General features: G+C 61.4%; 15 protein-coding genes. 6 read left to right on the top strand and 9 right to left on the bottom strand.

Annotated features, from left to right (window positions below; translation table 11 throughout):
- Window positions 1–134 precede the first annotated feature (134 nt).
- Both AUC43_RS02955 and AUC43_RS02950 read right to left on the bottom strand, forming a co-directional pair.
- Window positions 135–1706: an ABC transporter permease/substrate-binding protein gene (locus tag AUC43_RS02955; RefSeq protein WP_068189767.1), complete on the bottom strand. Its 1572-nt coding sequence runs from the start codon at window positions 1704–1706 to the stop codon at window positions 135–137.
- On the bottom strand, window positions 1694–2698 hold the full coding sequence (locus AUC43_RS02950) for an ABC transporter ATP-binding protein (protein ID WP_068189765.1): 1005 nt from the start codon (window positions 2696–2698) through the stop codon (window positions 1694–1696). Before AUC43_RS02950 ends, AUC43_RS02955 begins: the two co-directional genes overlap by 13 nt.
- A gap of 126 nt (window positions 2699–2824) precedes the next feature.
- Here AUC43_RS02950 and AUC43_RS02945 point away from each other — a divergent pair, with 126 nt between their 5' ends.
- Both AUC43_RS02945 and AUC43_RS02940 read left to right on the top strand, forming a co-directional pair.
- The gene (locus AUC43_RS02945; protein ID WP_068189763.1) at window positions 2825–3820 is read left to right on the top strand and encodes a DUF1028 domain-containing protein; all 996 of its coding nucleotides are present in this window, start codon (window positions 2825–2827) and stop codon (window positions 3818–3820) included.
- A 220-nt stretch (window positions 3821–4040) separates the two neighbouring features.
- Window positions 4041–5693 (top strand): M28 family peptidase, encoded by a 1653-nt coding sequence (locus AUC43_RS02940; RefSeq protein WP_068189760.1) that lies wholly within the window; start codon window positions 4041–4043, stop codon window positions 5691–5693.
- Between the two features lie 165 nt (window positions 5694–5858).
- Here AUC43_RS02940 and AUC43_RS02935 read toward each other — a convergent pair whose 3' ends face one another.
- Window positions 5859–6749, bottom strand: a complete 891-nt coding sequence (locus AUC43_RS02935) for a pirin family protein (protein WP_082684869.1) — start codon at window positions 6747–6749, stop codon at window positions 5859–5861.
- Between the two features lie 300 nt (window positions 6750–7049).
- Between AUC43_RS02935 and AUC43_RS02930 the strand changes: the two genes are divergently transcribed.
- Together AUC43_RS02930 and AUC43_RS02925 are read left to right on the top strand one after the other, a co-directional pair.
- Window positions 7050–8162 carry a glycoside hydrolase family 43 protein gene (locus AUC43_RS02930; RefSeq protein WP_068189756.1) on the top strand — a complete coding sequence of 371 codons (1113 nt, stop codon included), beginning with the start codon at window positions 7050–7052 and terminating at the stop codon, window positions 8160–8162.
- A 146-nt stretch (window positions 8163–8308) separates the two neighbouring features.
- Window positions 8309–8731 (top strand): BrxA/BrxB family bacilliredoxin, encoded by a 423-nt coding sequence (locus AUC43_RS02925; protein ID WP_068189753.1) that lies wholly within the window; start codon window positions 8309–8311, stop codon window positions 8729–8731.
- Between the two features lie 72 nt (window positions 8732–8803).
- Here AUC43_RS02925 and recQ read toward each other — a convergent pair whose 3' ends face one another.
- Entirely contained in the window at window positions 8804–11008 is a 2205-nt protein-coding gene (gene recQ / locus AUC43_RS02920) for a DNA helicase RecQ (protein ID WP_068189750.1), read from the bottom strand.
- Between the two features lie 320 nt (window positions 11009–11328).
- Here recQ and AUC43_RS02915 point away from each other — a divergent pair, with 320 nt between their 5' ends.
- Complete coding sequence (locus tag AUC43_RS02915; RefSeq protein ID WP_068189747.1) at window positions 11329–12345, top strand: KpsF/GutQ family sugar-phosphate isomerase; 1017 nt, start codon at window positions 11329–11331, stop codon at window positions 12343–12345.
- A gap of 102 nt (window positions 12346–12447) precedes the next feature.
- Window positions 12448–13530: a mannose-1-phosphate guanylyltransferase gene (locus AUC43_RS02910; RefSeq protein ID WP_068189744.1), complete on the top strand. Its 1083-nt coding sequence runs from the start codon at window positions 12448–12450 to the stop codon at window positions 13528–13530.
- Between the two features lie 215 nt (window positions 13531–13745).
- On the opposite strand, the gene rlmB is transcribed toward AUC43_RS02910, so the two are convergent.
- The 5 genes from rlmB to AUC43_RS02885 all read right to left on the bottom strand — a co-directional run bounded on the left by rlmB (window position 13746) and on the right by AUC43_RS02885 (window position 21370).
- A complete protein-coding gene (gene rlmB / locus AUC43_RS02905; RefSeq protein ID WP_082685250.1) occupies window positions 13746–14798 on the bottom strand; it encodes a 23S rRNA (guanosine(2251)-2'-O)-methyltransferase RlmB in 1053 nt (350 codons plus the stop codon).
- The gene (locus tag AUC43_RS02900) at window positions 14744–16018 is read right to left on the bottom strand and encodes a GWxTD domain-containing protein (RefSeq protein ID WP_068189737.1); all 1275 of its coding nucleotides are present in this window, start codon (window positions 16016–16018) and stop codon (window positions 14744–14746) included. The genes rlmB and AUC43_RS02900 overlap by 55 nt, the downstream gene beginning before the upstream one ends.
- Before the next feature lie 376 nt (window positions 16019–16394).
- Window positions 16395–19406, bottom strand: a complete 3012-nt coding sequence (locus AUC43_RS02895; protein ID WP_068189733.1) for a glycosyltransferase family 117 protein — start codon at window positions 19404–19406, stop codon at window positions 16395–16397.
- 267 nt (window positions 19407–19673) lie between these two features.
- Window positions 19674–20321, bottom strand: coding sequence for a T9SS type A sorting domain-containing protein (locus tag AUC43_RS02890; protein WP_068189729.1), 648 nt, complete (start codon window positions 20319–20321; stop codon window positions 19674–19676).
- Window positions 20322–20611: 290 nt separating this feature from the next.
- Complete coding sequence (locus AUC43_RS02885) at window positions 20612–21370, bottom strand: biotin--[acetyl-CoA-carboxylase] ligase (protein WP_068189724.1); 759 nt, start codon at window positions 21368–21370, stop codon at window positions 20612–20614.
- Between the last annotated feature and the right edge of the window lie 48 nt (window positions 21371–21418).

The raw sequence follows: 21418 nt of genomic DNA, 5'->3' as shown, positions 1-21418 counted from the left end.
ATGCTGAGCGCAGCCGAAGCATCTCTACCGCTTCGTTGAGTCAATTGGGTTACTTGCGCGGTAGGGATGCTTCGGCTGCGCTCAGCATGACGGTCATTTTTAGCACCAGTACCCGTTCGTTGGCCCAACTGCTGCTACCGCCTCAAATACTGGCCTAACTCCGAAACAGAAGCAATGCCGAGTTGCTGGGCCTGTTGCTGCCGCATCAGCAAGGCGTAGGTGTTGTTGAAGCCCAGCGGCGCCAGCCACTCCAGCTCGTAGCGGCGACGAAATTCCTGACGCACGTAGTTAAGCACAGCTGCGGGGCGGCCGCCCAGCGAGTCGACCACGGCGGGCGTAGGCTGCAGCAGCACGAGCAGGCCGGTGCCGGTGTATTCTGGGTACATATCGATGGCGCCGGTGCGCAGAGCTTCGAAGCAGATGGTGGTGCCGCCGAGGCCGGTTTTGGTTTGCACGGCCAGGTCGGTGTTGCCGCGGATGAGGGCGGCGTACATCTCGGCCAGAATGTACTGCTCAGCAAAAATCTTAGAGCCCAGGCGCACCACCGGCGCGCCCGCTTGGGCTGGCCGGGGAGCCCGCCAGAGCCCGCGCCGCTTGAGAAACGCTTCGGCAATGGCTTTGGGGTCCTGGTGCAGGTAGTCGGCCCGGTAGTTCAGGTCGGTCATCACCGAATCGGAAATCTGCCCGTCGAGTTGAGCCAGCACGGCGGCCAGCTCGGGGTGCTCGAGCAGCAGCGCGGGGCGCACGACTGGTACGGCGTAGTAGGGCGGGAAAACGCGGCGGTCGTCTTGGAGCACGCGCAGGTGGTAGGCACGGATGCGGCCATCGGTGGAGTAGCCGTCGATGACGTCGACGTCGGCGTGGCGGGCGGCTTCGTACACCAGCGCGGGAGCCAGCACCACGCTGGGCAAGTGCTTGAGGCCGTACGTTTTGGTGAGGCTGGGCAGCCCATCGGCCCGGCCCACAAACTCTGGGCTGAAGCCGGCCAGCAGCTTGCCCGTGGCCCGGGGCAGCAGGTAGAGTGCACCCAGCAGCGGCAGCGCCACCAGCAGGGCCGTGCCCACCTGGCTCAGGCGGCGGGTACTCAATTTTTGCACCCCACCCAGCAGCGCGTCAAACGCCAGCGCCAGTCCGGCCGCCGATAGTGCGCCCGCCAGTATCATCACCGGATTATTCAAGGCGATGCCGCCGAAAATGAACTCGCCCAGGCCACCCGCCGCCACGTAGGCCGCCAGGGTAGCCACGCCCACATTTATGACCGTGGCGGTGCGGATGCCGGCCATAAGCACCGGCAGGGCCAGCGGCAGCTCAACTTTCCGGAGCAATTGCCCATCGGTCAGGCCCAGGCCGCGGGCGGCTTCCACCACGGCCGGCGGCACGCCCTGAATCCCAGCCAGCGTGTTGCGAATGATGGGCAGCAGCGAGTACAGGAACAGCGCGAAAATGGCCGGATTCGGCCCAATGCCCAGCAGCGGAATCAGGAAGCCGAGCAGCGCAATGCTGGGCACGGTCTGCAGCACGCCCGCCAGGCCCAGCACCGCCGGCGCCCAGCGCGGCTGCCGCGACAGCCACAGTCCCAGCGGTACGCCCAGAAGCACCGCCAGCAGTAGCGAGGCCGCTGTGAGGCCGATGTGCTGCAGGGTTTGCTCGCCGAGCTTGCCGGCCTGCTCGTGCCAGAATGTGAACAGGGCCGTTAGCGTTTCCATGCGTCCTCCTCTCGTTGCAAGGCCTGGCCAAAAGCCGCCATGAGTTCGGCCACGGTGAAAGTGGCTGCGGTGGGGGCTTGGCTGCCGGTCAAGGCTTCTAGGGCTTCGTTGACGGTAATATATGTAGTGAAGCGAGCCGGTGCATTACTATCAGCGACTGTAGCTTCCTCAGTTTCTTTTGCTTCCACGCGCCGCAGCTCATCGCCGGAAAAAACGTCGCCGAGCGTAAGCGTGCGCAGCTGCAAGGCCAAACGCTCGCCAGCAAAAAAGCTGCGCACAAAGGAATTGTTGGGCTGAAATAGTAGCTCGCGCGGCGTGCCCAACTGCTGCACCTTGCCCGCGTCAAGCAGCAGAATGCGGTCGGCCAGCTCGAAGGCTTCGGTCACGTCGTGGGTGACGAGGACCACCGTTTTGCGGCGCAGCTCCTCCAGCTCCCGAAACTCGCGGCGGATGCTGGCGCGGGTCAGCGGGTCGAGGGCGCCGAAGGGCTCGTCGAGCAGGATAATGGGCGGGTCGGCGGCCAGGGCGCGGGCCAGGCCCACGCGCTGCTGCTGCCCGCCCGAGAGCTGGTGCGGGTACTGGCCAGCGTAGCGCGCGGGTGGCAGATGCAGGCGGGTGAGCAGCGCCGTGGTGCGGTACTCGATGGCGGCCGGCGCGTGGCCGAGCAGGCGCGGCACCACGGCCACGTTTTCGGCCACAGTGTAGTGCGGCAGCAGCCCCACCTGCTGAATGACGTAGCCGATGCCGCGCCGCAGTGTTTCGGGCCGTTGGCTCAGCACGTTCTGCCCGTTGATTTCTACGGTGCCACTGTCCGGCTCAATCAGGCGGTTGAGCATCTTGAGCAGCGTGGTTTTGCCGCAGCCGCTGGGCCCGAGCAGCACCAGCGTTTCGCCGGCCGCGAGCTCAAAGGACACGTCCTGCACCACGGCGTGTGCCCCAAAGCGCTTGCTGAGGTAAGAAACACGGATAACAGGCGGGGAAAGGTCGGGCATGGCGTAGGAGCGAGGCAATGTAAACCCAACGGGTGGAATCGGGTTTGCCAGATTATGTTTTACCCGAAGCCTTACCACCGCTTACCTTCGGCTACCTGATTTATCAAGCCTTCTCAACCTCCTCTCATGCTCTCCAAATCACTACTCTCATTTCTGCTGCTGGTGTTGCTGCGCTTGCCTCTGGCTGCCCAAATGTATTCCACCACCGACCCCTTTGCCCACACCTTCAGCATAGTGGCGCGCGACCCCGCCACCGGCGAAATGGCCGTGGCCGTGCAAAGCCACTGGTTTTCGGTGGGCACTTCCGTGAGCTGGGGCGAGGCCGGCGTGGGCGTGGTAGCCACGCAGTCCTTCACCAATAAATCCTTTGGCCTGCGCGGGCTGGCCTTGCTGAAAAGCGGCAAATCAGCCCAACAAGCGCTGGACGAATTGCTGGCCAACGACGAAGGCCGCGACGTGCGCCAGGTAGCCATTCTCGATAATCAGGGCCGCGTGGCCACTCACACCGGCAAGAAGTGCGTCGACATGGCCGGGCATCAGCAAGGCAACCAGTTTTCGGTGCAGGCCAACATGATGCTGTCGGATAAAGTGTGGCCCGCCATGGCCAAGGCCTACGAGCAAAACGCCAAGCTGCCCCTGGCCGAGCGGGTGCTGGCCGCGCTCGATGCGGCCCAGGCCGCGGGCGGCGACATCCGCGGCCGGCAGTCGGCCGCGCTGCTGGTAGTGCGCGGCAAGGCCACCGAAGGCCCCTGGGCCGACCGCCTCGTGGACTTGCGCGTGGACGACCACGCCGCCCCACTCGTTGAGCTGCGCCGCCTGCTGAGCCTGCACCGCGCCTACGAGCACATGAACGCCGGCGACCTGGCCGTGGAGAAAAATGACATGCCCAAAGCCATCCAGGAGTATCAGGCCGCCGAAAAGATGTTTCCCCAGAACCTGGAAATGAAGTACTGGCACGCCATCACCCTGGCCAACAAGCAGCAGGTGCCCGCCGCCCTGGCCCTGCTCCGCCCCATTTTCAAGCAGGAGCCAAACTGGCGCACCCTCACCGAACGCCTGCCCAAAGTGGGTTTGCTCACGGTGAGCGACGCGGAACTCAAGCAGATTCTGAGCCTGAAGTAGCCCAGTGTCGGGCAGGCTGAGCGCAACTAAAGCATCTTGCATCTTACTCGTGCCTCTTGTCATGCAGAGCGCAGCGAAGCATCTTATCCCCGCGGAACGAGTCGTGCTGACTTGATAAGATGCTTCGCTGCGCTCTGCATGACAAACGATTAGTGTGACATGCGGCACTTGGCATGTTGTTATTGGCATGTTGTTATCAACTGTCTTATCCTCCTTACCTATGAAATCCTTCTTTCCAATTACCGCCTTCACTTGCCTGCTATTGAGCAGCGCCGCCCTAGCGCAAGCGCCACTCACGGTGCCCGCATCCGTTAAGCAGGCCATGGACCAAGTCCGGCCCGACGCCATCAAAGCCCACATTGCCTACCTGGCCGATGACCGGCTGCAGGGCCGCCAGGCCGGCACGCCCGGCTACCAAATGGCCGTTGACTATGTCGTGAAGCAGCTAAAAACCATGGGTGTGCAGCCCGCTGGCGAAGGCGGTACCTATATTCAGAAGGTGCGCCTGCGCAAGGCGTTTCTGAAGCCGGGCGCCACTTTCGTGGCCCGCGACGCGCAAGGCACGGCCCTGCCCCTCACGGCTGGCCAAGACTATGTTATTTACCCCAGTCCGGAGCTGGCCAGCACCAGCGTAACCAATGCGCCGCTGGCTTTCGCAGGCTTCGGCATCAGCGCGCCCGAGTTGGGCTACGACGACTACGCGGGTCTCGACGTAAAAGGCAAAGTGGTGGTGATTGTGCCAGGCGCTCCCCGCACGTTTGCCTCCACGGTGGCCTCCGCTAGCCGGGATATGTCGGGCATCTTGCAGGCAGCCGCCAAGCACGGTGCCGTGGGGCTGATTTTGGCTTCGACACACGCCGCGCCGTTGCCTGATTTGAAGCGGGGAACCTACAGCGTGCTGGGGCCCAATGGCAAGGTAGCGGCGTCGCGAACCTTCGCCGTAGGCAGCCGCCAGCAGCTTTACGCCGCGGTAAACGCCGCGACGCTCCAGCGCCTGATGCAAGCGGCCTCCTTGGATACCACCCAAGTCTTCGCTTCCATCAAAAGTGGCAAGCCAGCGTCGTCGGCATTGAAAACCTCCGTAAGCGCCGCCGCGCAGTCCACGTACCAGGACATTGAGAGCTACAACGTGGTGGGCAAATTCACGGGCTCCGATGCCAAACTCAACAAGGAATACGTGGTGCATTCGGCCCACCTCGACCACATCGGCATCACCGCGCCGGTGAAGGGCGACTCCATCAACAACGGCGCGCACGACAATGCCTCCGGTGTAGCCTGCGTGTTGGAAATCGCCAAAATCTACTCCAAGCTCAAGGAGAAGCCCAAGCGCAGCATGCTGTTCGTGTTCATGACCGGCGAGGAGTTGGGCCTGCTGGGTTCGGCGGCCTTCACGGCCAATCCCACCGTCCCCAAGGCCAGCATCGTGGCCGATGTGAACATGGACATGCCTACCATCATTGCCCCGCTGCTGTCGGTGGTGGCGCTGGGCGGCCAGCATTCCACCCTGCTGGAGCCGGTGAAACGCGCCACCGCCTACCTGGGCATTGCGCTGGAACAGGACCCCGAGCCCGAGCAAAACCGCTTCATCCGCAGCGACCAGTACAACTTCGTGACGGCCGGCATTCCCGCACTCCACATCAAATACGGCAACAAAACCGCCGACGGCCGCAACAATCTCAGCGAAGAAGTGCAGAAGTGGCGCGCCGTCACGTACCACAAGCCACAAGACGACATCAACGGCCTGTTCGACTTCGAGGCCGGCAAGAAATACGTGCAGCTCTGCTTCCTGATTGGCTACCAGGTAGCTCAGAATCCCGTCCGGCCCACCTGGAACAAGGGCGACTTTTTCGGCCAGCGCTACGGCAGCCGGTAACTCAAGGATTAAGCAAGAAAAAAGACCGTCATGCTGAGCGAAGTCGAAGCATCTCTACCACGAGAGTAATTAGATTACTTTCTCGGTAAAGATGCTTCGACTTCGCTCAGCATGACGTTCTGCTGTATGCCATTTAGCTCAACTTAGAGGAGCTATTGGACCAGTTTAATCATGGTCCTCAAACTTGCCCATGGCGCCGCTTTCAAAGTCCGCAATGGCTTGCACCAGCTCCTTGTTCGTGTTCATCACGAAAGGGCCATACGTCGCCAGCGGTTCTTCGATGGGCTCGCCGGCGAGCACCAGCACGATGCTGTCTTCCTGGCACGTAATGCTCGTAGCCGAAGAATCCCAGCCCAATACCACGAACTGCTTGGTGGTCGCGGGGCGGTCGCCGTTGATGAGCACGTCGCCCTTCACGATGTACAGGCCCACATTGTAGTCGGCGGGCAGATTAAGGGTGAGTTCGCCGCCTTTGGCCAGGTGCAGGTCCAGCATGGTTATGGGCGAAAAGGTAGTGGCCGGGCCACGCACGCCTTCGTAGGAGCCTGCAATCACGCGGATGGTGCCTTTGCCATCGGGCGTGGGCAGGGTTTTGATGGCCGCGGAGGGAATGTCCTGGTAGTTGGGCGGCGCCATCTTGTCTTTTTTGGGCATGTTCACCCACAGCTGCACCACTTCCAGCGTGCCGCCCTGGCGGGTGAACTCCTTCTCGTACAGCTCCTCGTGCATGAGGCCGGCGCCGGCGGTCATCCACTGCACGTCGCCGGGGCCGATGTTGCCCTGGTGGCCGGCCGTGTCGCGGTGCGCGAGCACGCCCTGGTACATGATGGTCACGGTTTCGAAGCCGCGGTGGGGGTGGGGCGGCGAGCCCAGGGGCTTGTCGCTCGGGGCTACCGTCATGGGGCCGATGTGGTCGATGAGTAGGAAGGGGCTGAGCTGCCGGATGCGCGGCCCGGGCATGGGGCTGGTCACCTGGAAGCCATCGCCCACGGCTTTTTTGTTGCCGTCAATCACCTGAAAGATTCTGCGGTAAGTAGTCGCTAGAGTAGTGTCCATAAATCAAAGGGAAGAAAGTGGAGCTGGCCTGCCAATGGCGGCCGCATGATAAAAGCGTTGGAGCTCAAAATAGTTATCCGTGTTGCCCGAAATGTGCCGCCCCTAGCCAAGGCTAGCTAGCCAACCTATCACAATCGGTTCCGGTAGTTTGTATCTAAAACGCATTATCAATCAAAGCGTTGCATGGCAGGGTAAGACTTCTATATTTGCGCAAAGCCGCGATAGGCGATAAGCTAGCCACTAGCTGCTGGTTGCCTTTCGCGGGTGTTGAAATTTGCTTCCATTTCCTGAAATTCCCTCATGCTTAATCTCCTAAAAACGAAAGCGACTGCGCCGGTGCTGGCGGCCGCTTTGGCCCTACTGGGCGCTTGCCAGAGCAACACCACTAAGCAGGAAACCGCCACGAGTACCGACACTTCGGCTCCTGCCGACACCGCCAAGGCGAAGAAGCCGCTGTCGGAGCCGCTGGTGCGCGACATCTACACCGCCGACCCCTCGGCGCACGTGTTTGGAGGCAAGATTTACATCTACCCGTCGCACGACATCGAAGCCGGCATTCCGGAGAACGACAAAGGCGACCATTTCGCCATGCGCGACTACCACATCCTGTCCATGGACAGCATCAATGGCAAGGTCACCGACCACGGCGTAGGGCTCGATATCAAGGACATTCCCTGGGCCGGCCGGCAGCTGTGGGCCCCGGACGCGGCCTTTAAAAACGGCACCTACTACCTCTACTTCCCCGTGAAGGACAAGCAGGACGTGTTCCGCATCGGGGTGGCCACCAGCAAGTCGCCCACTGGACCGTTCGAAGCCGAGCCCACGCCCATTGCCGGCAGCTTCAGCATCGACCCCGCCGTGTTTACCGATACCGACGGCAAGGCCTACATGTACTTCGGTGGCCTCTGGGGTGGGCAGCTCCAGCGCTGGCAAGGCGGTAAATACAACCCCAACGCGCCCGAAAAAGAGCCCAACGGCAACCAGCCCGCAATTGGCCCTCGCGTAGCCAAGCTCAGCGCCGACATGAAGCATTTCGATGGCCCCGTGCAGGAAATCAAAATCCTGGACGAGAATGGCAAGCCCCTGCTGGCCAGCGATAACAACCGCCGGTTCTTCGAAGGCGGCTGGATGCACAAATATAAGGGCAAGTACTACTTCTCCTACTCCACCGGCGACACGCACCTGCTGGTGTATGCCACCGGCGACTCGCCCACGGGCCCGTTCACGTACCAGGGCGTCATCATGAAACCGGTGCAGGGCTGGACCACGCACCACTCCATCATCCCCATCAAAGACAAGTGGTACATCTTCTACCACGACACCCAACTCTCGAGCAAAACCTGGCTGCGCAACATCAAAGTCACAGAAATGAAGCGCCGCGCCGATGGCAGCATCGAAACCATTACGCCGTGAACCGCAAAGTATAAGCTCAGCATGACGTTTTGTGGTTTAACGCTCTGTACGCTACTGCCCGAAACTTTCCGGACCCACAGATGCTTTAGCCATTCGTACTTTTGCAGTTGCATGCGGCCCCGCCGCCCCCTTAACTCTTACATAAAATGGCAGTTTATCCCGAATACATGGTGGCGCCCATCCGGCAAGACCTTACCGAAGTTGGTTTCGAGCAGTTGATGACCCCCGAAGAAGTGGATTCCGCACTGGCCTCGAACGAAGGCACCGTGCTGGTGGCCGTAAACTCGGTGTGCGGCTGTGCCGCCGCCAAGGCCCGCCCGGCCCTGAAAATGGCCCTGGCCAGCGCCGACAAAAAGCCCGGCAAACTCGTGACCGTATTTGCCGGCATGGAAACCGAAGCCGTAGCCAAGATGCGCGAGCACCTGCTCCCGTATCCTCCCTCGTCGCCCTGCATCGCCCTGTTCAAAGACGGCGAGCTGGTGCACATGATTGAGCGCTACCACATCGAAGGTTCCGACGCCATGCGCATCGTGAACAACCTGCAAGGCGCTTTCGAAGAATATTGCTAAGCCCAACAACACAAGCAACAAAAAAGCCGCTCCTGATTCAAGAGCGGCTTTTTTGTTGAGAAAATTCGTGGGCTAGTTGGCCACTTCGCTGATGAACTTGATGCGTACCAGCCGCAGCTCTTCTTCGGTGAAATCGTCGCCCATTTCCTTCATTGCAGCGGCAATGTTGTCGGTGCTGGCCGTCATGAAGTAGTCGTAAATTTCTTCCTGGCGGTCCTCCTCCACCATCTCGTTGAGGTAATAATCGAGGTTGAGCCGGGTGCCGGAGTAGCAGATGTGCTCAATTTCCTCCATCAGCTCGGCCATGCCAATGCCCTTGGACGAGGCAATGTCCTCCAGCATCATCTTCTTGTCGATTTGCTGGATGATGTAAATCTTGATTTTCGAGCGGTTCACAGCCGACTTCACCACCACGTCCTCGGCGGTTTCGATGTCGTTGTCTTCCACGTACTTCTTGATGGCCGCCACAAACGGCGCCCCAAACTTCTGGGCCTTGCCCTGGCCCACGCCCGACACGTGCGTGAGGTCGTGCAGCGTGGTGGGGTAGGTGGTGGCCATCTCCTTCAGGCTCGGGTCCTGGAAGAGCACGTAGGGCGGCAGGTTTTTCTGCTTGGCCACTTGCTTGCGCAGCTCCTTGAGCTGCACGAACAAGGCTTCGTCGTGCCCGGCGGCGTGCTGCACTTCCTCCTTTTCTTCGTCGGCCTTCTGCTCGGCGTCGAAGTTGTGGTCGATGGTGAGCGTGATGGAGAAAGGATTTTCGATGAAATCAAGGCCCTTCTCAGTAATGCGCACCAGGCCGATGCTGTCGATGTCCTTCTCCAGGAAGCCGTTGAGCAGGCACTGGCGCAGCACCGAGTGCCAGAATTGCGCGTCGCCTAGCTCCTTGCCCTGGCCGTACACCGGCAGCGCGTTGTGGGCGTAGCTCTCAATGTGCGGGTTGCTCAGGCCCAGCAGCACCTGCCCGATGTGGGTGAGGTTGAAGCGCGCCTCGGTTTGCACCACGGCGCGCAGGGCCAGGCCCACGGCCGCTTCGCCCTCAAACCGCTCCTTGGGGTGCTTGCAGTTATCGCAGAAGCCGCAATCCTTTTCGAGCACTTCGCCGAAGTAGTGCAGCAGCTGCCGCCGCCGGCACACCGACGACTCGGCGTAGTTGGTCATTTCGGCCAGCAGCTGGTGGGCGTTGTCGCGCTCGGTTACGGGCTTATCCTTGCTGAATTTCTCCAGCTTCAGAATGTCGTCGTAGCTGTAGAACATCAGGCAGTTGCCTTCCAGGCCATCGCGGCCGCCGCGGCCGGTTTCCTGGTAGTAGCCCTCAATGCTCTTGGGCGCGTCGAAGTGCACCACAAAGCGCACGTCGGGCTTGTCGATGCCCATGCCGAAGGCGATGGTGGCCACGATGACGTCGCACTCCTCGTTGAGGAAAGCATCCTGGTTGTCAATACGAACCTGCTGGTCGAGGCCGGCATGGTAGGGGCGGGCGCGCACGTCGTTCACGCGCAACAGCTCGGCAATTTCCTCCACCTTCTTGCGGCTCAGGCAGTAAATGATGCCGGCCTTGCCCTTGTGCTGCTTCACGTACTGAATCAGCTGCTTCTTGGTGTTGTGCTTGGCCCGCACCTCGTAGTAGAGGTTGGTGCGGTTGAAGCTGGTTTTGAACACCGAGGCATCGTCCATCTGCAGGTTCTTCTGGATGTCCAGCTGCACTTTGGGCGTGGCCGTGGCCGTGAGGGCGATGATGGGCACGTTGCCGCCCAGGTTATCGATAATGCCGCGAATCTTGCGGTACTCGGGCCGGAAGTCGTGGCCCCACTCCGAGATGCAGTGGGCCTCGTCGATGGCCACGAAGCTGATGGTCGACTTGAGCAGGAACTCGATGGTGTCGTCCTTGGTAAGACTTTCCGGGGCTACGTAGAGCAGGCGGACGTCGCCGTTCATGACGTCCTTCTTCACCCGGTTCATTTCCGTCTTGGTCAGCGTCGAATTGTACACCTGGGCATTGACCCCGAAAGCGGCCAATTGGTCGACCTGGTTTTTCATCAGGGCGATGAGCGGCGAGATGACGATGGCCGTGCCCGGCACCACCAGGGCCGGCAACTGGTAGCACAGGCTTTTACCCGCGCCGGTGGGCATAATCACAAACGTGTTGTGGCCCGCTAAAACGTTTTGAATAACAGCCTCCTGCGTGCCCCGAAACTGGCCATAGCCAAATACTTCTTTAAGTGTATGTTTCAAATCGGCGATTTGCGCCGGGGATTCTTGGAGGGCAACTGATGACATAGGACGTAAACTCAGGTGGAAGGCGTGTAGAGACGCGGTTCTTAACGAAGATAAGCACGAGGCTAGTTTTTAAACGTGAAAAATGGTGTTTTTCGTGAATTGTGGAAAACAAAACCGTAACACGCAACTGTCGCCATCTCGTTCGGTGGAAAGCAAATGCCAGATGAACAGCTTGTTCTAGCTTCCGGCCAGAGAATAGGCTTTTTTGAGGTACCTCGGGCCCCAATCGTATATTCTTTTGTTTGATAAGCTGCTCCACTAGCTGCGGCACCGGCTTAGCTTCTTTTGTCGAATTTTGCAGCGTCATTCTCTGCTTCGCCATGTCCGCTTCCCAACCCGCTAACCTCACCGCTACTGGCGCTGCCCCCCTCGCTGCCGACGTGCTGGCCATTGCCCGCCAGGTGCTCCATGAGGAGGCCGCAGCCCTCCACGACGTCGCCGCAGCGCTCTCGGCCACGCCCGATTTTGTGAACTGCGTGCAGGCCATTCTGCAGCTGAAAGGCCGCGTGGTGGTCACGGGTATTGGTAAAAGCGCCCACATCGCCGGCAAAATCGTGGCTACGCTCAACAGCACCGGCACGCCCGCCCTGTTCATGCACGCCGCCGATGCCATTCACGGCGACCTGGGCATGATTCAACCCGAAGACTTTGTGGTGGCCATCAGCAAAAGTGGCGACACGCCCGAAATCAAGGTGCTGGTGCCACTGTTGCGCCGCAAGGGCGTGCCGCTGGCGGCCCTGGTGAGCAACGCCGACTCTTACCTGGGCCAGCAGGCCAATTTTATCCTGCACGCCCCCGTGCTAAAAGAAGCCTGCCCCAACAACCTGGCCCCCACCACCAGCACCACCGCCGCCCTGGCCCTGGGCGACGCGCTGGCCGTGTGCCTGTTGGAAAGCCGCCAGTTCACCGCTGCCGACTTTGCGCGCCTGCACCCCGGCGGCACCCTCGGCAAGCGCCTCTACCTGAAAGTAGGCGACTTGAGCCGCCAAAACCAGCGGCCCCAGGTAGTCGACGACGCGCCCCTAAAAGACGTGCTGCTGGAGATTTCCGGCAAGCGCCTCGGCGCCACCGCTGTACTTACTGCCGCCGGCCAGCTCGCCGGCATCATTACCGACGGCGACTTGCGCCGCATGCTCGGCAGCTTCTCCGACCTGGAAAGCCTGAAGGCCCGCGACATCCTCACCCCCAGCCCGGCCACTATAGACGTCGAAGACTTCGCGGCCGAAGCCCTGGCCCGCATGCAGCAGCGCAACATCACGCAGCTGGTCGTGACGGAAGAGGGGCAGTTTGCCGGCTTTATTCACTTGCACGATTTGCTGCGCGAAGGACTGGTGTAACAGGCGCTGGGGCCTGGCACCCCGCTGGGCGACATTGTTGAGCTGAAGCTTCGCGCTCTCGCTAGCGGGCTGCGGATTCCACTACCCCTTACCTTTGTTTTAATGAATTCTACTTATCTCGTTGTAATGGCCGGCGGCATTGGCAGCCGGTTCTGGCCTTTTAGCCGCACCAGCCACCCCAAGCAATTTCATGATGTTTTAGGCGTTGGGCGGTCCATGCTCCAGCTTACCGTCGACCGGTTTGCCGGCATCTGCCCGCCCGAAAACGTGTTCGTTGTGACCAACCGCGACTACACGCAGCTGGTGCAGGAGCACCTGCCGGAGCTGCCTGCCGACCAGATTCTGGGCGAGCCCATTGGCCGCAACACGGCCCCCTGCATTGCCTACGCCAGCTACCGCATTGCCAAGCGCGACCCGCAGGCCACCATCATCGTGACGCCGGCCGACCACGCCGTGCTGCGCGAAGACGAGTTCCGTCGGCTCATGCGCCTGGCCGTGGAAGCAGCCCGCGCCAACGACGTACTCATCACCCTCGGCATTCAGCCCTCGCGGCCCGACACGGGCTACGGCTACATCCAGTACATGGACGAGCAGTCGCTGCCCGGCGGCCAACTGCACAAGGTCAAAACCTTCACCGAAAAGCCGAACCTGGAGCTGGCCCGCATGTTTGTGGAGAGCGGTGATTTCCTTTGGAATTCTGGGCTGTTTGTGTGGCGCGCCGATGTCATCATCGGGGCCTTCCACCACTACCTGAGCGACATTGCCGAGGTATTTGAAGAAGGAGCTGACAAATTGGGCACGGCCCAGGAAGAAGACTTTATCAGCCAGGCGTATTCGCGCTGCCGCAACATCAGCATCGACTACGGGGTGATGGAAAAGGCCGACAACGTGTATGTTTTGCCGGCGGATTTTGGCTGGAGCGACGTGGGCACCTGGGACTCGCTGCATCGCATCGGCCACCACGACGAGCACGGTAATATGATTAACGGCGACGTGCTGCTCTACGATACCACCGGCTGCGTCATCAAGACCCCGCCGGAGCGCCTGGTCGTCGTGCAGGGGCTGGAAGATTACATCGTGGCCGAGTACGACAACGTGCTGCTGATTTGCAAGCGCAGCGAAGAGCAGCGCGTGAAGGAATTCGTAGCGGACGTGAAAGCCAAGAAGGGCGCGGGGTATAACTAGCCGCCTGTCATTGCGAGGAGGCACGACGAAGCAATCCGTCCTGGTCTCAGCGACCAACTTAATAATGTGAAAAGCCCCGGCTCAACAATGAGTCGGGGCTTTTTTTGAGAAATCGCGTAATCAGAAAAGAACTGGCTTATCACATATCAGCGCTGGTCGATGAGACCAAGATGGATTGCTTCGCTCCGCTCGCAATGACTAGCGAGTCAGCACGGCTACGCCGCGTTCACACGCTGGCGTGCCACCTCAAACAGCATGATGCCAGCGGCCACGCTCACGTTCAGAGACTGGATTTGGCCGGCCATGGGCACTTTCAGCTTTACATCGGCCAAGCGCAGCAGTTCCGGCGAGATACCGTCTTCTTCCGAGCCCATGAGCACGGCTACGGGGCCGGTGAAATCTACCTCGGCGCTGCCTACGGCTTCGTCGGCTTTCTCGGTACAGGCCACTACCGTCACGCCCGATTGCTGGAGATACTTGATGGTTTCCTGCAGGTTGTTTTCACGGCAGACAGGTAGGATGTTCAAGGCGCCGGCGGACGTTTTCAGGGCGTCGCCGTTGATTTGGGCCGCGCCGCGGCCGGGCACCACAATGGCCTGCACACCCAGGCACTCGGCCGTGCGGGCAATGGCGCCGAAGTTGCGCACGTCGGTGATGCGGTCGAGCAGCAGCAGGAAGGGAACTTTGCCTTCCTCAAACAAGCCGGAGACAATGCTGTCGAGCGGGGCGTAGTCAATCGGCGACACAAAGGCGACTGCGCCCTGGTGGTTCTTGCGGGTGAGGCCGTCAAGCTTCTCGCTGGGCACCAACTGCACCGGAATGCCGGCGGCTCGGGCCGCGGCCGAGATATCGGCTACGAGGCTGTTTTTGGTGCCGCGCAGCAGGAAGATTTTCTCCAGGGTGCGGCCGGCACTCAGCGCTTCCAGAATGGGGCGCAGGCCAAATAGCATGTCGATGCTGCGGTCGGCAGCAGGGCGGTTTTCGTAGCGGGGGCGGTCATTCGAGCCTTCGCCGTTGCGCTCGCGGAAGGGCGGGCGGGATTCGCCGCGGTCGGAGCGGCCGGTGCGGTCGCCGGCGGCTTCGTCGCGGTTGTCGCTGCCTCCACGGCCACGGGGGCGGGCGGGGCGGTCGTCAAACTCGCTGCCGCCGCGGTCGGGGCGGAACTGCTTGGGGGTGACGGGCCGGTTGGCACCATCGTAGAAGCGGCGGCCGGCTACCGGTCGGTTGGGACGTTCGGGCCGGTCAGGGCGGTCGGTGGGGTTCTCCATTTTTCAACGGCGGCATACCAGAGCAATTCGTACTCGGGCCGGCGCACCAATTCGTAGTAATCAGGTGCAAAGGTACTAGGCCGGGGGCGGAAGGTGTAGCTTATCGGTCCGCCGCCCAGGCTGCCCTCGGGATAAAACCACCGTTCCTCGCCATTAAAGAGGCGTCGCACGCTGGGCGGCGGACCCAGCACGATGTAAAGCAGGCCGCGGTCGGTGAGCCAGCCGGCTTTGTGGGCGGCGAAGAGGTGGTTGGCAGCCGTCACGCGGCCGTAGTAGCGGCGTATCAGGTCTTTGCCCAGCGTTTGGTTGCCCTGGGCAATGTCCAGCCAGAACTTGTCCACGGCGCGTTTGGGGTCCGGTGACTCGGTGAGGCGCTTGCGCTCCTGGCTGGTGGTGAGGTAGCGCAGTGGCTCAATTAGCTCGGCGGCTGTAGTGAGGGCGGGGTAGTTGTTGGCGGCCACCATTACGGCCAGTGTGCGGCCGGGAGCACTGCCGGTGGCCCCCACGTGCAGGGCGTAGAGGCCCGGCGTCGCAAAGCGCAATGACTCGCCGGGACGGGCTTCGGCGGAGTCGAGCACGGGCAGCACGCGCGGGCCGGCCGGCATGGCGGCGGGGTTGGTCATGGGCGGCAGGGCGGCTACCGGCATTACCTCGTAGCGTTTCCAGCGCACGGGCTGGTATAGGCCGTAGCTATCCACGCCAAAGGCTTCGCCGGCCCGCACGTAGCGGCGCAGCAGGGGCAGCCCAACCGAATCGGTGAGTACAAACGGGCGCGCAAGCTGGGCTTCGCTCAGGTGGAGCCAAGCGGTGGTAGTGGGGTCCTGGTAGTCGTCTTTGGTATCAACAGGTGTAGTGCGCAGCTCCACTATTGTTCCGGTGGGCACGCGGCCTGCGGGCACACAGAAAGTAAGCCGGGTGCCAGCAGCCGTGGGCCACGGGTGCTGCTGGCGGCGAGGAATGCTGTCTTGCCACAGCGGCTGCCGGGCTTCGTAGCTGGGCCACACGGCCAGGCGCAGCGGATGGCCCGGGCCCAGGCGAGCGGGGGTGGGTAAGCTCAGGTAGAAGCGCAGGCTGTCGCCTTCCCGGCGGGTGTCCACGTCGAGGTGGGGGCCGTCGCGGTAGAGGCCAGCGAAGTCGGGATGCTGGGCCAGGGGGGCGAAGGCACAGTGGAGCAGTAGCAGCCAGGCTAGGCAGAGCCAGTAGCGCGAATAAGCAAGCATAATGAGGACTACGAATACGGAAATACAAAGTCCTTTTCAGGGAACAGGAAATGTTGGTTAAAATGCAGAATGTCCTCACGAACGGTGCTTTTCCCTAAGCTGGTCATAGGCTGGCCTTAGTCTAAGCGCAGCGACGACTGCATGCCGGTCGTGGGGCGAGTTTGTAACTCGCCCATGAGTAGCCATTCAAGACAAAGTCATGCACGGCCTGCCCCAGTTCGCACGGCGAGTTGCAAACTCGCCGTTACCTGAGGCGCGTAGTCGTCGCTGCGCTTAGACCACGGCCAGCTTGCGTATGCCAGCTTGCGTATTAGTATGCAAAAAGGCCGGCCCGCAGGGTGCGGGCCGGCCTTTCCGGTGCAGTTGGGCTGCCGAACTAGCGCGGGTAGTACTGGTTCATCAGCCCAATGGCCTTTTCGCTGCGGGCTTTGTCGCCGCTGAGCTCGGCGGCGCGATACACGCTTTGCAGACTAAGCAGGTAGCCGCGCTGGTCGTCCTCGAAGAGGCTGGCGTCGGGCTTGGTGGCGTAGTAGGCCAGCATTTGCTCCGAGCGGCGCGTCATGGTGTCGAGCAGCTCGTCGGCTTTCTTTTTCTCGCCGCCGGCGATGAGCGCGGGTACCAGCTGCGGCGAGTAGTAGTCGTAAGGGATGGCGTTGTCGGGCATCAGCTCCAGGCACTTGTCGGCTACTTCCTTGGCTTTGGCCACGTTGCCATCGGAGAGGTAAGCCGTTGAGAGGCGGGCAAACTTGTCGCGGTAGTTGGCCGGGAAGCGCAAGTTGTTCTCGTCGTAGAAAATGTGCGGGTTCTGCAGGCCGCGGTACTGGAAATCCTTTAGCAGGTGCTGGTAGGTGATGTCCTTTTCTACGAAGCCTTCTTCGCCGCTGCGGGGGTCGTACTTGGGGTCTTTCAGCGGGAGCAGGCGGTAGGCCATGCCTTCGAGCTGGAAGTAGGGCTGCAGGTTCATGTAGTCGCTCGGGGCCACGGTGCTGCTGAAGTAGATGGGGCGCTGCCAGTTGTTGGTGGCAATCATGTCAAGAATCACCAGGTTTTTCTTCTCGATGGCGCGCTTGCCCATGCTCCAGTCCATGCGCGACACCAGCTGGTTCTCCCGGTCTTTGGGGATGATGCCGAGCTTCTTGACGGCCGCCGTATCCACGGGCAGGTAGAAGTTCGGGGTCGGGAACGACATCATGCCCAGGCCGCCTTCCTGGTACTGCACCTGCAGCAGGGGGTTGTTGTCGGCCACTAGTTGGATGAACTCCTTCAGGTTGACGCTCTGCACGGCGGGGTTCGCGGCGTAGGGCAGCATGTCGTTGGTGCCCTGCGCATAGGCCTTTTCGCCCATGCTGATGGGGAACGGTGCCGATTTGTAGGATCGGCGCTTCATCTGGGCGATGTACCAGTCGGTGTTCAGGTAGCTGAGCACGGCCACGCGCACGTCGGTGCGTACGCCTTCCACCTCCTGGGCGTACCAGAGCGGGAAGGTGTCGTTGTCGCCGTTGGTGAACAGGATGGCATTCGGCGCGCAGGAGTTGAGCAGGTTCTTCGCCGAATCTACCGAGTTGTAGCGGCCGCTGCGGTCGTGGTCGTCCCAGCCCTGGGCGGCCATGATGCCGGGCACCAGCAGGCCCACCGCCAGGGCCAGGCCGGCGCGCAGGCCGTCGGCCTTCACCACTTTGCCAAACAAGTCGGCCAGGCCGAGTACGCCCAGCCCAATCCAGATGGCAAAGGCAAACGTGGCGCCGGTGAAGGTGTAGTCGCGTTCGCGCGGCTCGCGCGGCGGCTGGTTGAGGTAGAACACGATGGCCAGGCCGGTCATCAGGAACAGCAGGCCCGTGACCCAGGCGTCTTTGCTGTTGCGGCGGCTCTGGAAAAACAGCCCAATCAGCCCCAGAATCAGGGGCAGGGCCAGGAAGTTGTTGTGGGCCGGGCTCTCGCCGATGCGCGGCGGCAGGCTCTTGGCGCTGGGGCTAAAGGGCGTGACCACGCCGGCCTGCTGCACGTCGGACTCGCGGCCCACGTAATTCCACATGAAGTAGCGCCAGAACATGTGGCCCATCTGGTAGCGAAACAGGAAGGCTAGGTTCTGGCCCATGGTGGGCTTCACGCCGTCCTGCAGGTCCACCCACTTCTTGTAGTTGGCAATCTGGTCGGGCTCGTAGCTGTAAATGCGCGGCAGCAGCATCTTGTCCTCGTCGCGGTAGCCGGGCTCCTGCTGGCGGGGCAGGATTTCCTTGTAGGTGCTGGTTTTGGGGTCGCGGGCGTAGCGCGGCGCGCCTTCCTCGTAGTGGTCGGGCTGGGCAAAGAGGTGCGGACCGTAGAGCAGGGGCCGCGAGCCGTACTGCTCGCGTTTGAGGTAGCTCACGAAGGAAAGCACGTCCTCGGGGTCGTTTTCGTTGATGGTGGGCTTAAACGAGCTGCGAATCGGCACGATGAGGTAGCTCGAGTAGCCAATCAAGATGAACACAAAGCACAACATGGCCGTGTTCAGCAGCTGGCTGCGGCGCTGAAACGACAGCCGGAAGCCGAAGTAAATCAGCCCCGCGAAGACCAGCAGAAAAATAAACAGGCCGGCGTTGAACGGCAGGCCGACGGTGTTGACAAAAAACACCTCGAAGTTGCCGGCCAGGGTGGGCAGCCCGGGAATGATGCCCACCAGAATGGAGCCCACGATAATCATGCTCACCACCATCACGATAATGCCGCCCTTTACGGTCGGGTTTTGGGTGCGGCGGTAGTAGTAGATAAAGCCCAAGGCGGGCAGGGTTAGCAGGTTGAGCAAGTGCACGCCGATGCTCAGGCCGATAACGTAGGCAATGAGGATGAGCCACTTGTCCGAGTCGGGCTCGTCGGCGTGGGCTTCCCACTTCAGCATTATCCAGACCACGGCCGCCGTGCACAGCGCCGACATGGCGTACACCTCGCCTTCCACGGCATTGAACCAGAACGAATCGGAGAAAGTGAAGGCCAGGGCGCCCACCACGCCCGCGCTCAGGATGAGGAAGGTCTGGTAGCGCGACGGCTCGATGGCCTCGGCCGCCAGGGCGCTGTTGGCCACGGCCTCGCGCAGCACCAGCTTGCGGGCCATGCGGGTGATTATCCAAAAGAGAAACAGGACCGTGAAGGCGCTGCTCAGCCCCGACAGGGCGTTGATGAGCACCGCGACCTTGGTCACGTCGCCAAACGAGAACAGCGACATCAGGCGGCCCAGCAGCAGGAAGGTGGGTGCCCCGGGGGGGTGGGGCACCAGCAGCTTGTAGGAGCAGGCAATGAACTCGCCACAGTCCCAGAACGAAGCGGTGGGCTCCAGGGTGAGCAGGTACGTGACGGCAGCAATGGCAAAGACGAGCCAGCCGACAAGGTTATTCAGGCTTTTGAAGGAACGCATAGAATCGTATAGAGCGCAGGCCCCAGTGGCCAACGCAGCAGGCGAGGGTCGGGAAACGAAAGTTAGGAAAGCAGCTAAAGGTCAAAAGTAGGCATTGCAACGTTGCAGTTGCATAAAGCTTCGGGCTCATGTTTGCCGGCAAATCAATGCCTGGTCCGGGCGTGCGGCGGGCGGCCCGAGCAGGGGGCGAAACGCGGCCTTGTGGCTTACAAACACGAAAAGCAGCCAGAGGCTGCTTTTCGGTAATTCAATCAGAAGAATTTTAGCTCAATTCTGCAAGACGAGGCGCCTGGTGGTCACCACCTTGCCGTCTACCAGCAGGCTGTACAAGTACATGCCGGCGTGCAGGTCGCTCAGGTCTAGGGGCAGGCCGGCGGCGGTTAGCTCCGGCTTGAGGGCGATGGTGCGGATTTCCTGGCCGATGATGTTGCTCAGGCGCAGCTTGTAGTCGGCGCCGGGCTTCTGGTTGAGCTGCACGGTTATCTGGCCGTGGCTGGGGTTGGGGTACACGTTGACGGTGATGCCCGCCGCGTGCGCATTGAGCGTGGCCGTGGGCGCGGCCACCACCGTGAGAACGCCGAACATGCCCACCCGCGGCGCACCGTGCACGGTGCAGTGGTAGGGGAATTCGCCGGCCGTGGTGAAGGTGATGGACTTCGTTTTGTTGGCGGCGTCCATGGGGAAGGTGGCCCAGGCGCCGTTATCCGACGCCGTGGGGTGGCTGAGCTGGCCCACGTAGGTCCAGGTCACCACGTCGCCTACGTTGATGGTGCGGATGTCACTGGAGCCAGTCGTATTGCCCGGCCCGCGGTAGAAGTTGTCGCCCACCTGAATGGTGATGTTGGCTGCCAATGACGGCACGAGCGTCAGGGCCATGAGGGCCAGCGCCGCCACCGAACGAGTAAAGAGTTTCATGACAATAGCAGAAAAAGTGTTGGCAGATAAAGTGCGTTGATTGAGTTGATAAAAACAAGCACCGTGCCGGGTTGAACCCGCTGCTGACTCCGCCCGGAAGGCGGCGCCGCATTTCAAATAGAGAGAGTGCCCGAAGCGGCCCAACGTTGCTTGCCCGCTTCAAAAACCACTCGGCTTCCACCCGCTGCAGGTTGCCCGAAGGCCTAAATTTTATTTAATAAGTCTAATGTACGAAGCAAGCGGCAAATTATTTCCAAGGAAATGGAGCCGTTCCTCGAGTTGAAAACGGGCTATAGGTGCCTGATTTCCTGCAAGCTGAAGCGTCGTAGCTCGTGGCCGATGGCCACGGCCAGCCGGCCATCTTTCTCCACCCCGACAATTTGGCCGCTCACCGTCTGGCCCGCTACTTCGAACGGATGCGTCTCCTGGTAGCGGTACAGGGCCTGCAGGTAGGCCTGCCGCAGCTTGCCCACCTGCCCGGCGCGCAGCTGCAGGTAGCGCCGCTCCAGGCACTCGAGCAGGCGCGCCGCCAGGGCCTCGCGGGCGTAGGCACGGCCCGTGAGCTGGCCGATGGACGTGGCCGTGGGCACCGCAAAAGTTTGTTGGTTCACATTCAGCCCAATGCCGACGATGCTGTGTTGAATCTTTGTGCCGCTCAGGCTGTTTTCAATCAGAATGCCACCAAATTTCTGGTCACCATAGTACAGGTCGTTGGGCCATTTCAGCTTCAGTTTGGGGCTGGGGCCCAGCAGCGCGGCGGCCCAATCGTGCACGCCCAGGGCCACGGCCTGGCTCAACTGGAATTGCTGGGCGGCGGCCAGAAACGTGGGCTGCCAGACCACCGAAAGCATCAGGTTTTCGGCGGGGGCGGCCTCCCATTGGTTGCCGCGCTGGCCCCGGCCAGCGGTCTGAAAGTCCGTAATTATGGTGCAGCCGTCGCTGGCCCGGTTTTGGACAATCAGGGCCTGGGCCTCCGAATTGGTGGAGGCACAAGCCGGCAGCCATATCAATTGCTGGCCCGTGAACAAGGTTTGAGGGGTGAGAACCACGGCCTTCTTTCGCGTTTCGTTAACTTCGTAGACTTTTGGCTGTAAAGC

It is taken from the genome of Hymenobacter sedentarius (genome assembly GCF_001507645.1).
GTDB classification, from domain to species: Bacteria; Bacteroidota; Bacteroidia; order Cytophagales; family Hymenobacteraceae; genus Hymenobacter; species Hymenobacter sedentarius.
This window is presented reverse-complemented; position numbering and strand designations above follow the sequence as displayed.

Coding starts and splice junctions, on each gene's coding strand:
- AUC43_RS02945 (WP_068189763.1), top strand. CDS start 2,825: ATGCTCTCCAAATCACTACTCTCATTTCTGCTGCTGGTGTTGCTGCGC.
- AUC43_RS02890 (WP_068189729.1), bottom strand. CDS start 20,321: ATGAAACTCTTTACTCGTTCGGTGGCGGCGCTGGCCCTCATGGCCCTG.
- AUC43_RS02930 (WP_068189756.1), top strand. CDS start 7,050: ATGCTTAATCTCCTAAAAACGAAAGCGACTGCGCCGGTGCTGGCGGCC.
- rlmB (WP_082685250.1), bottom strand. CDS start 14,798: ATGGAGAACCCCACCGACCGCCCTGACCGGCCCGAACGTCCCAACCGA.
- AUC43_RS02915 (WP_068189747.1), top strand. CDS start 11,329: ATGTCCGCTTCCCAACCCGCTAACCTCACCGCTACTGGCGCTGCCCCC.
- AUC43_RS02935 (WP_082684869.1), bottom strand. CDS start 6,749: ATGGACACTACTCTAGCGACTACTTACCGCAGAATCTTTCAGGTGATT.
- AUC43_RS02900 (WP_068189737.1), bottom strand. CDS start 16,018: ATGCTTGCTTATTCGCGCTACTGGCTCTGCCTAGCCTGGCTGCTACTG.
- AUC43_RS02925 (WP_068189753.1), top strand. CDS start 8,309: ATGGCAGTTTATCCCGAATACATGGTGGCGCCCATCCGGCAAGACCTT.
- AUC43_RS02955 (WP_068189767.1), bottom strand. CDS start 1,706: ATGGAAACGCTAACGGCCCTGTTCACATTCTGGCACGAGCAGGCCGGC.
- AUC43_RS02950 (WP_068189765.1), bottom strand. CDS start 2,698: ATGCCCGACCTTTCCCCGCCTGTTATCCGTGTTTCTTACCTCAGCAAG.
- AUC43_RS02940 (WP_068189760.1), top strand. CDS start 4,041: ATGAAATCCTTCTTTCCAATTACCGCCTTCACTTGCCTGCTATTGAGC.
- AUC43_RS02895 (WP_068189733.1), bottom strand. CDS start 19,406: ATGCGTTCCTTCAAAAGCCTGAATAACCTTGTCGGCTGGCTCGTCTTT.
- recQ (WP_068189750.1), bottom strand. CDS start 11,008: ATGTCATCAGTTGCCCTCCAAGAATCCCCGGCGCAAATCGCCGATTTG.
- AUC43_RS02910 (WP_068189744.1), top strand. CDS start 12,448: ATGAATTCTACTTATCTCGTTGTAATGGCCGGCGGCATTGGCAGCCGG.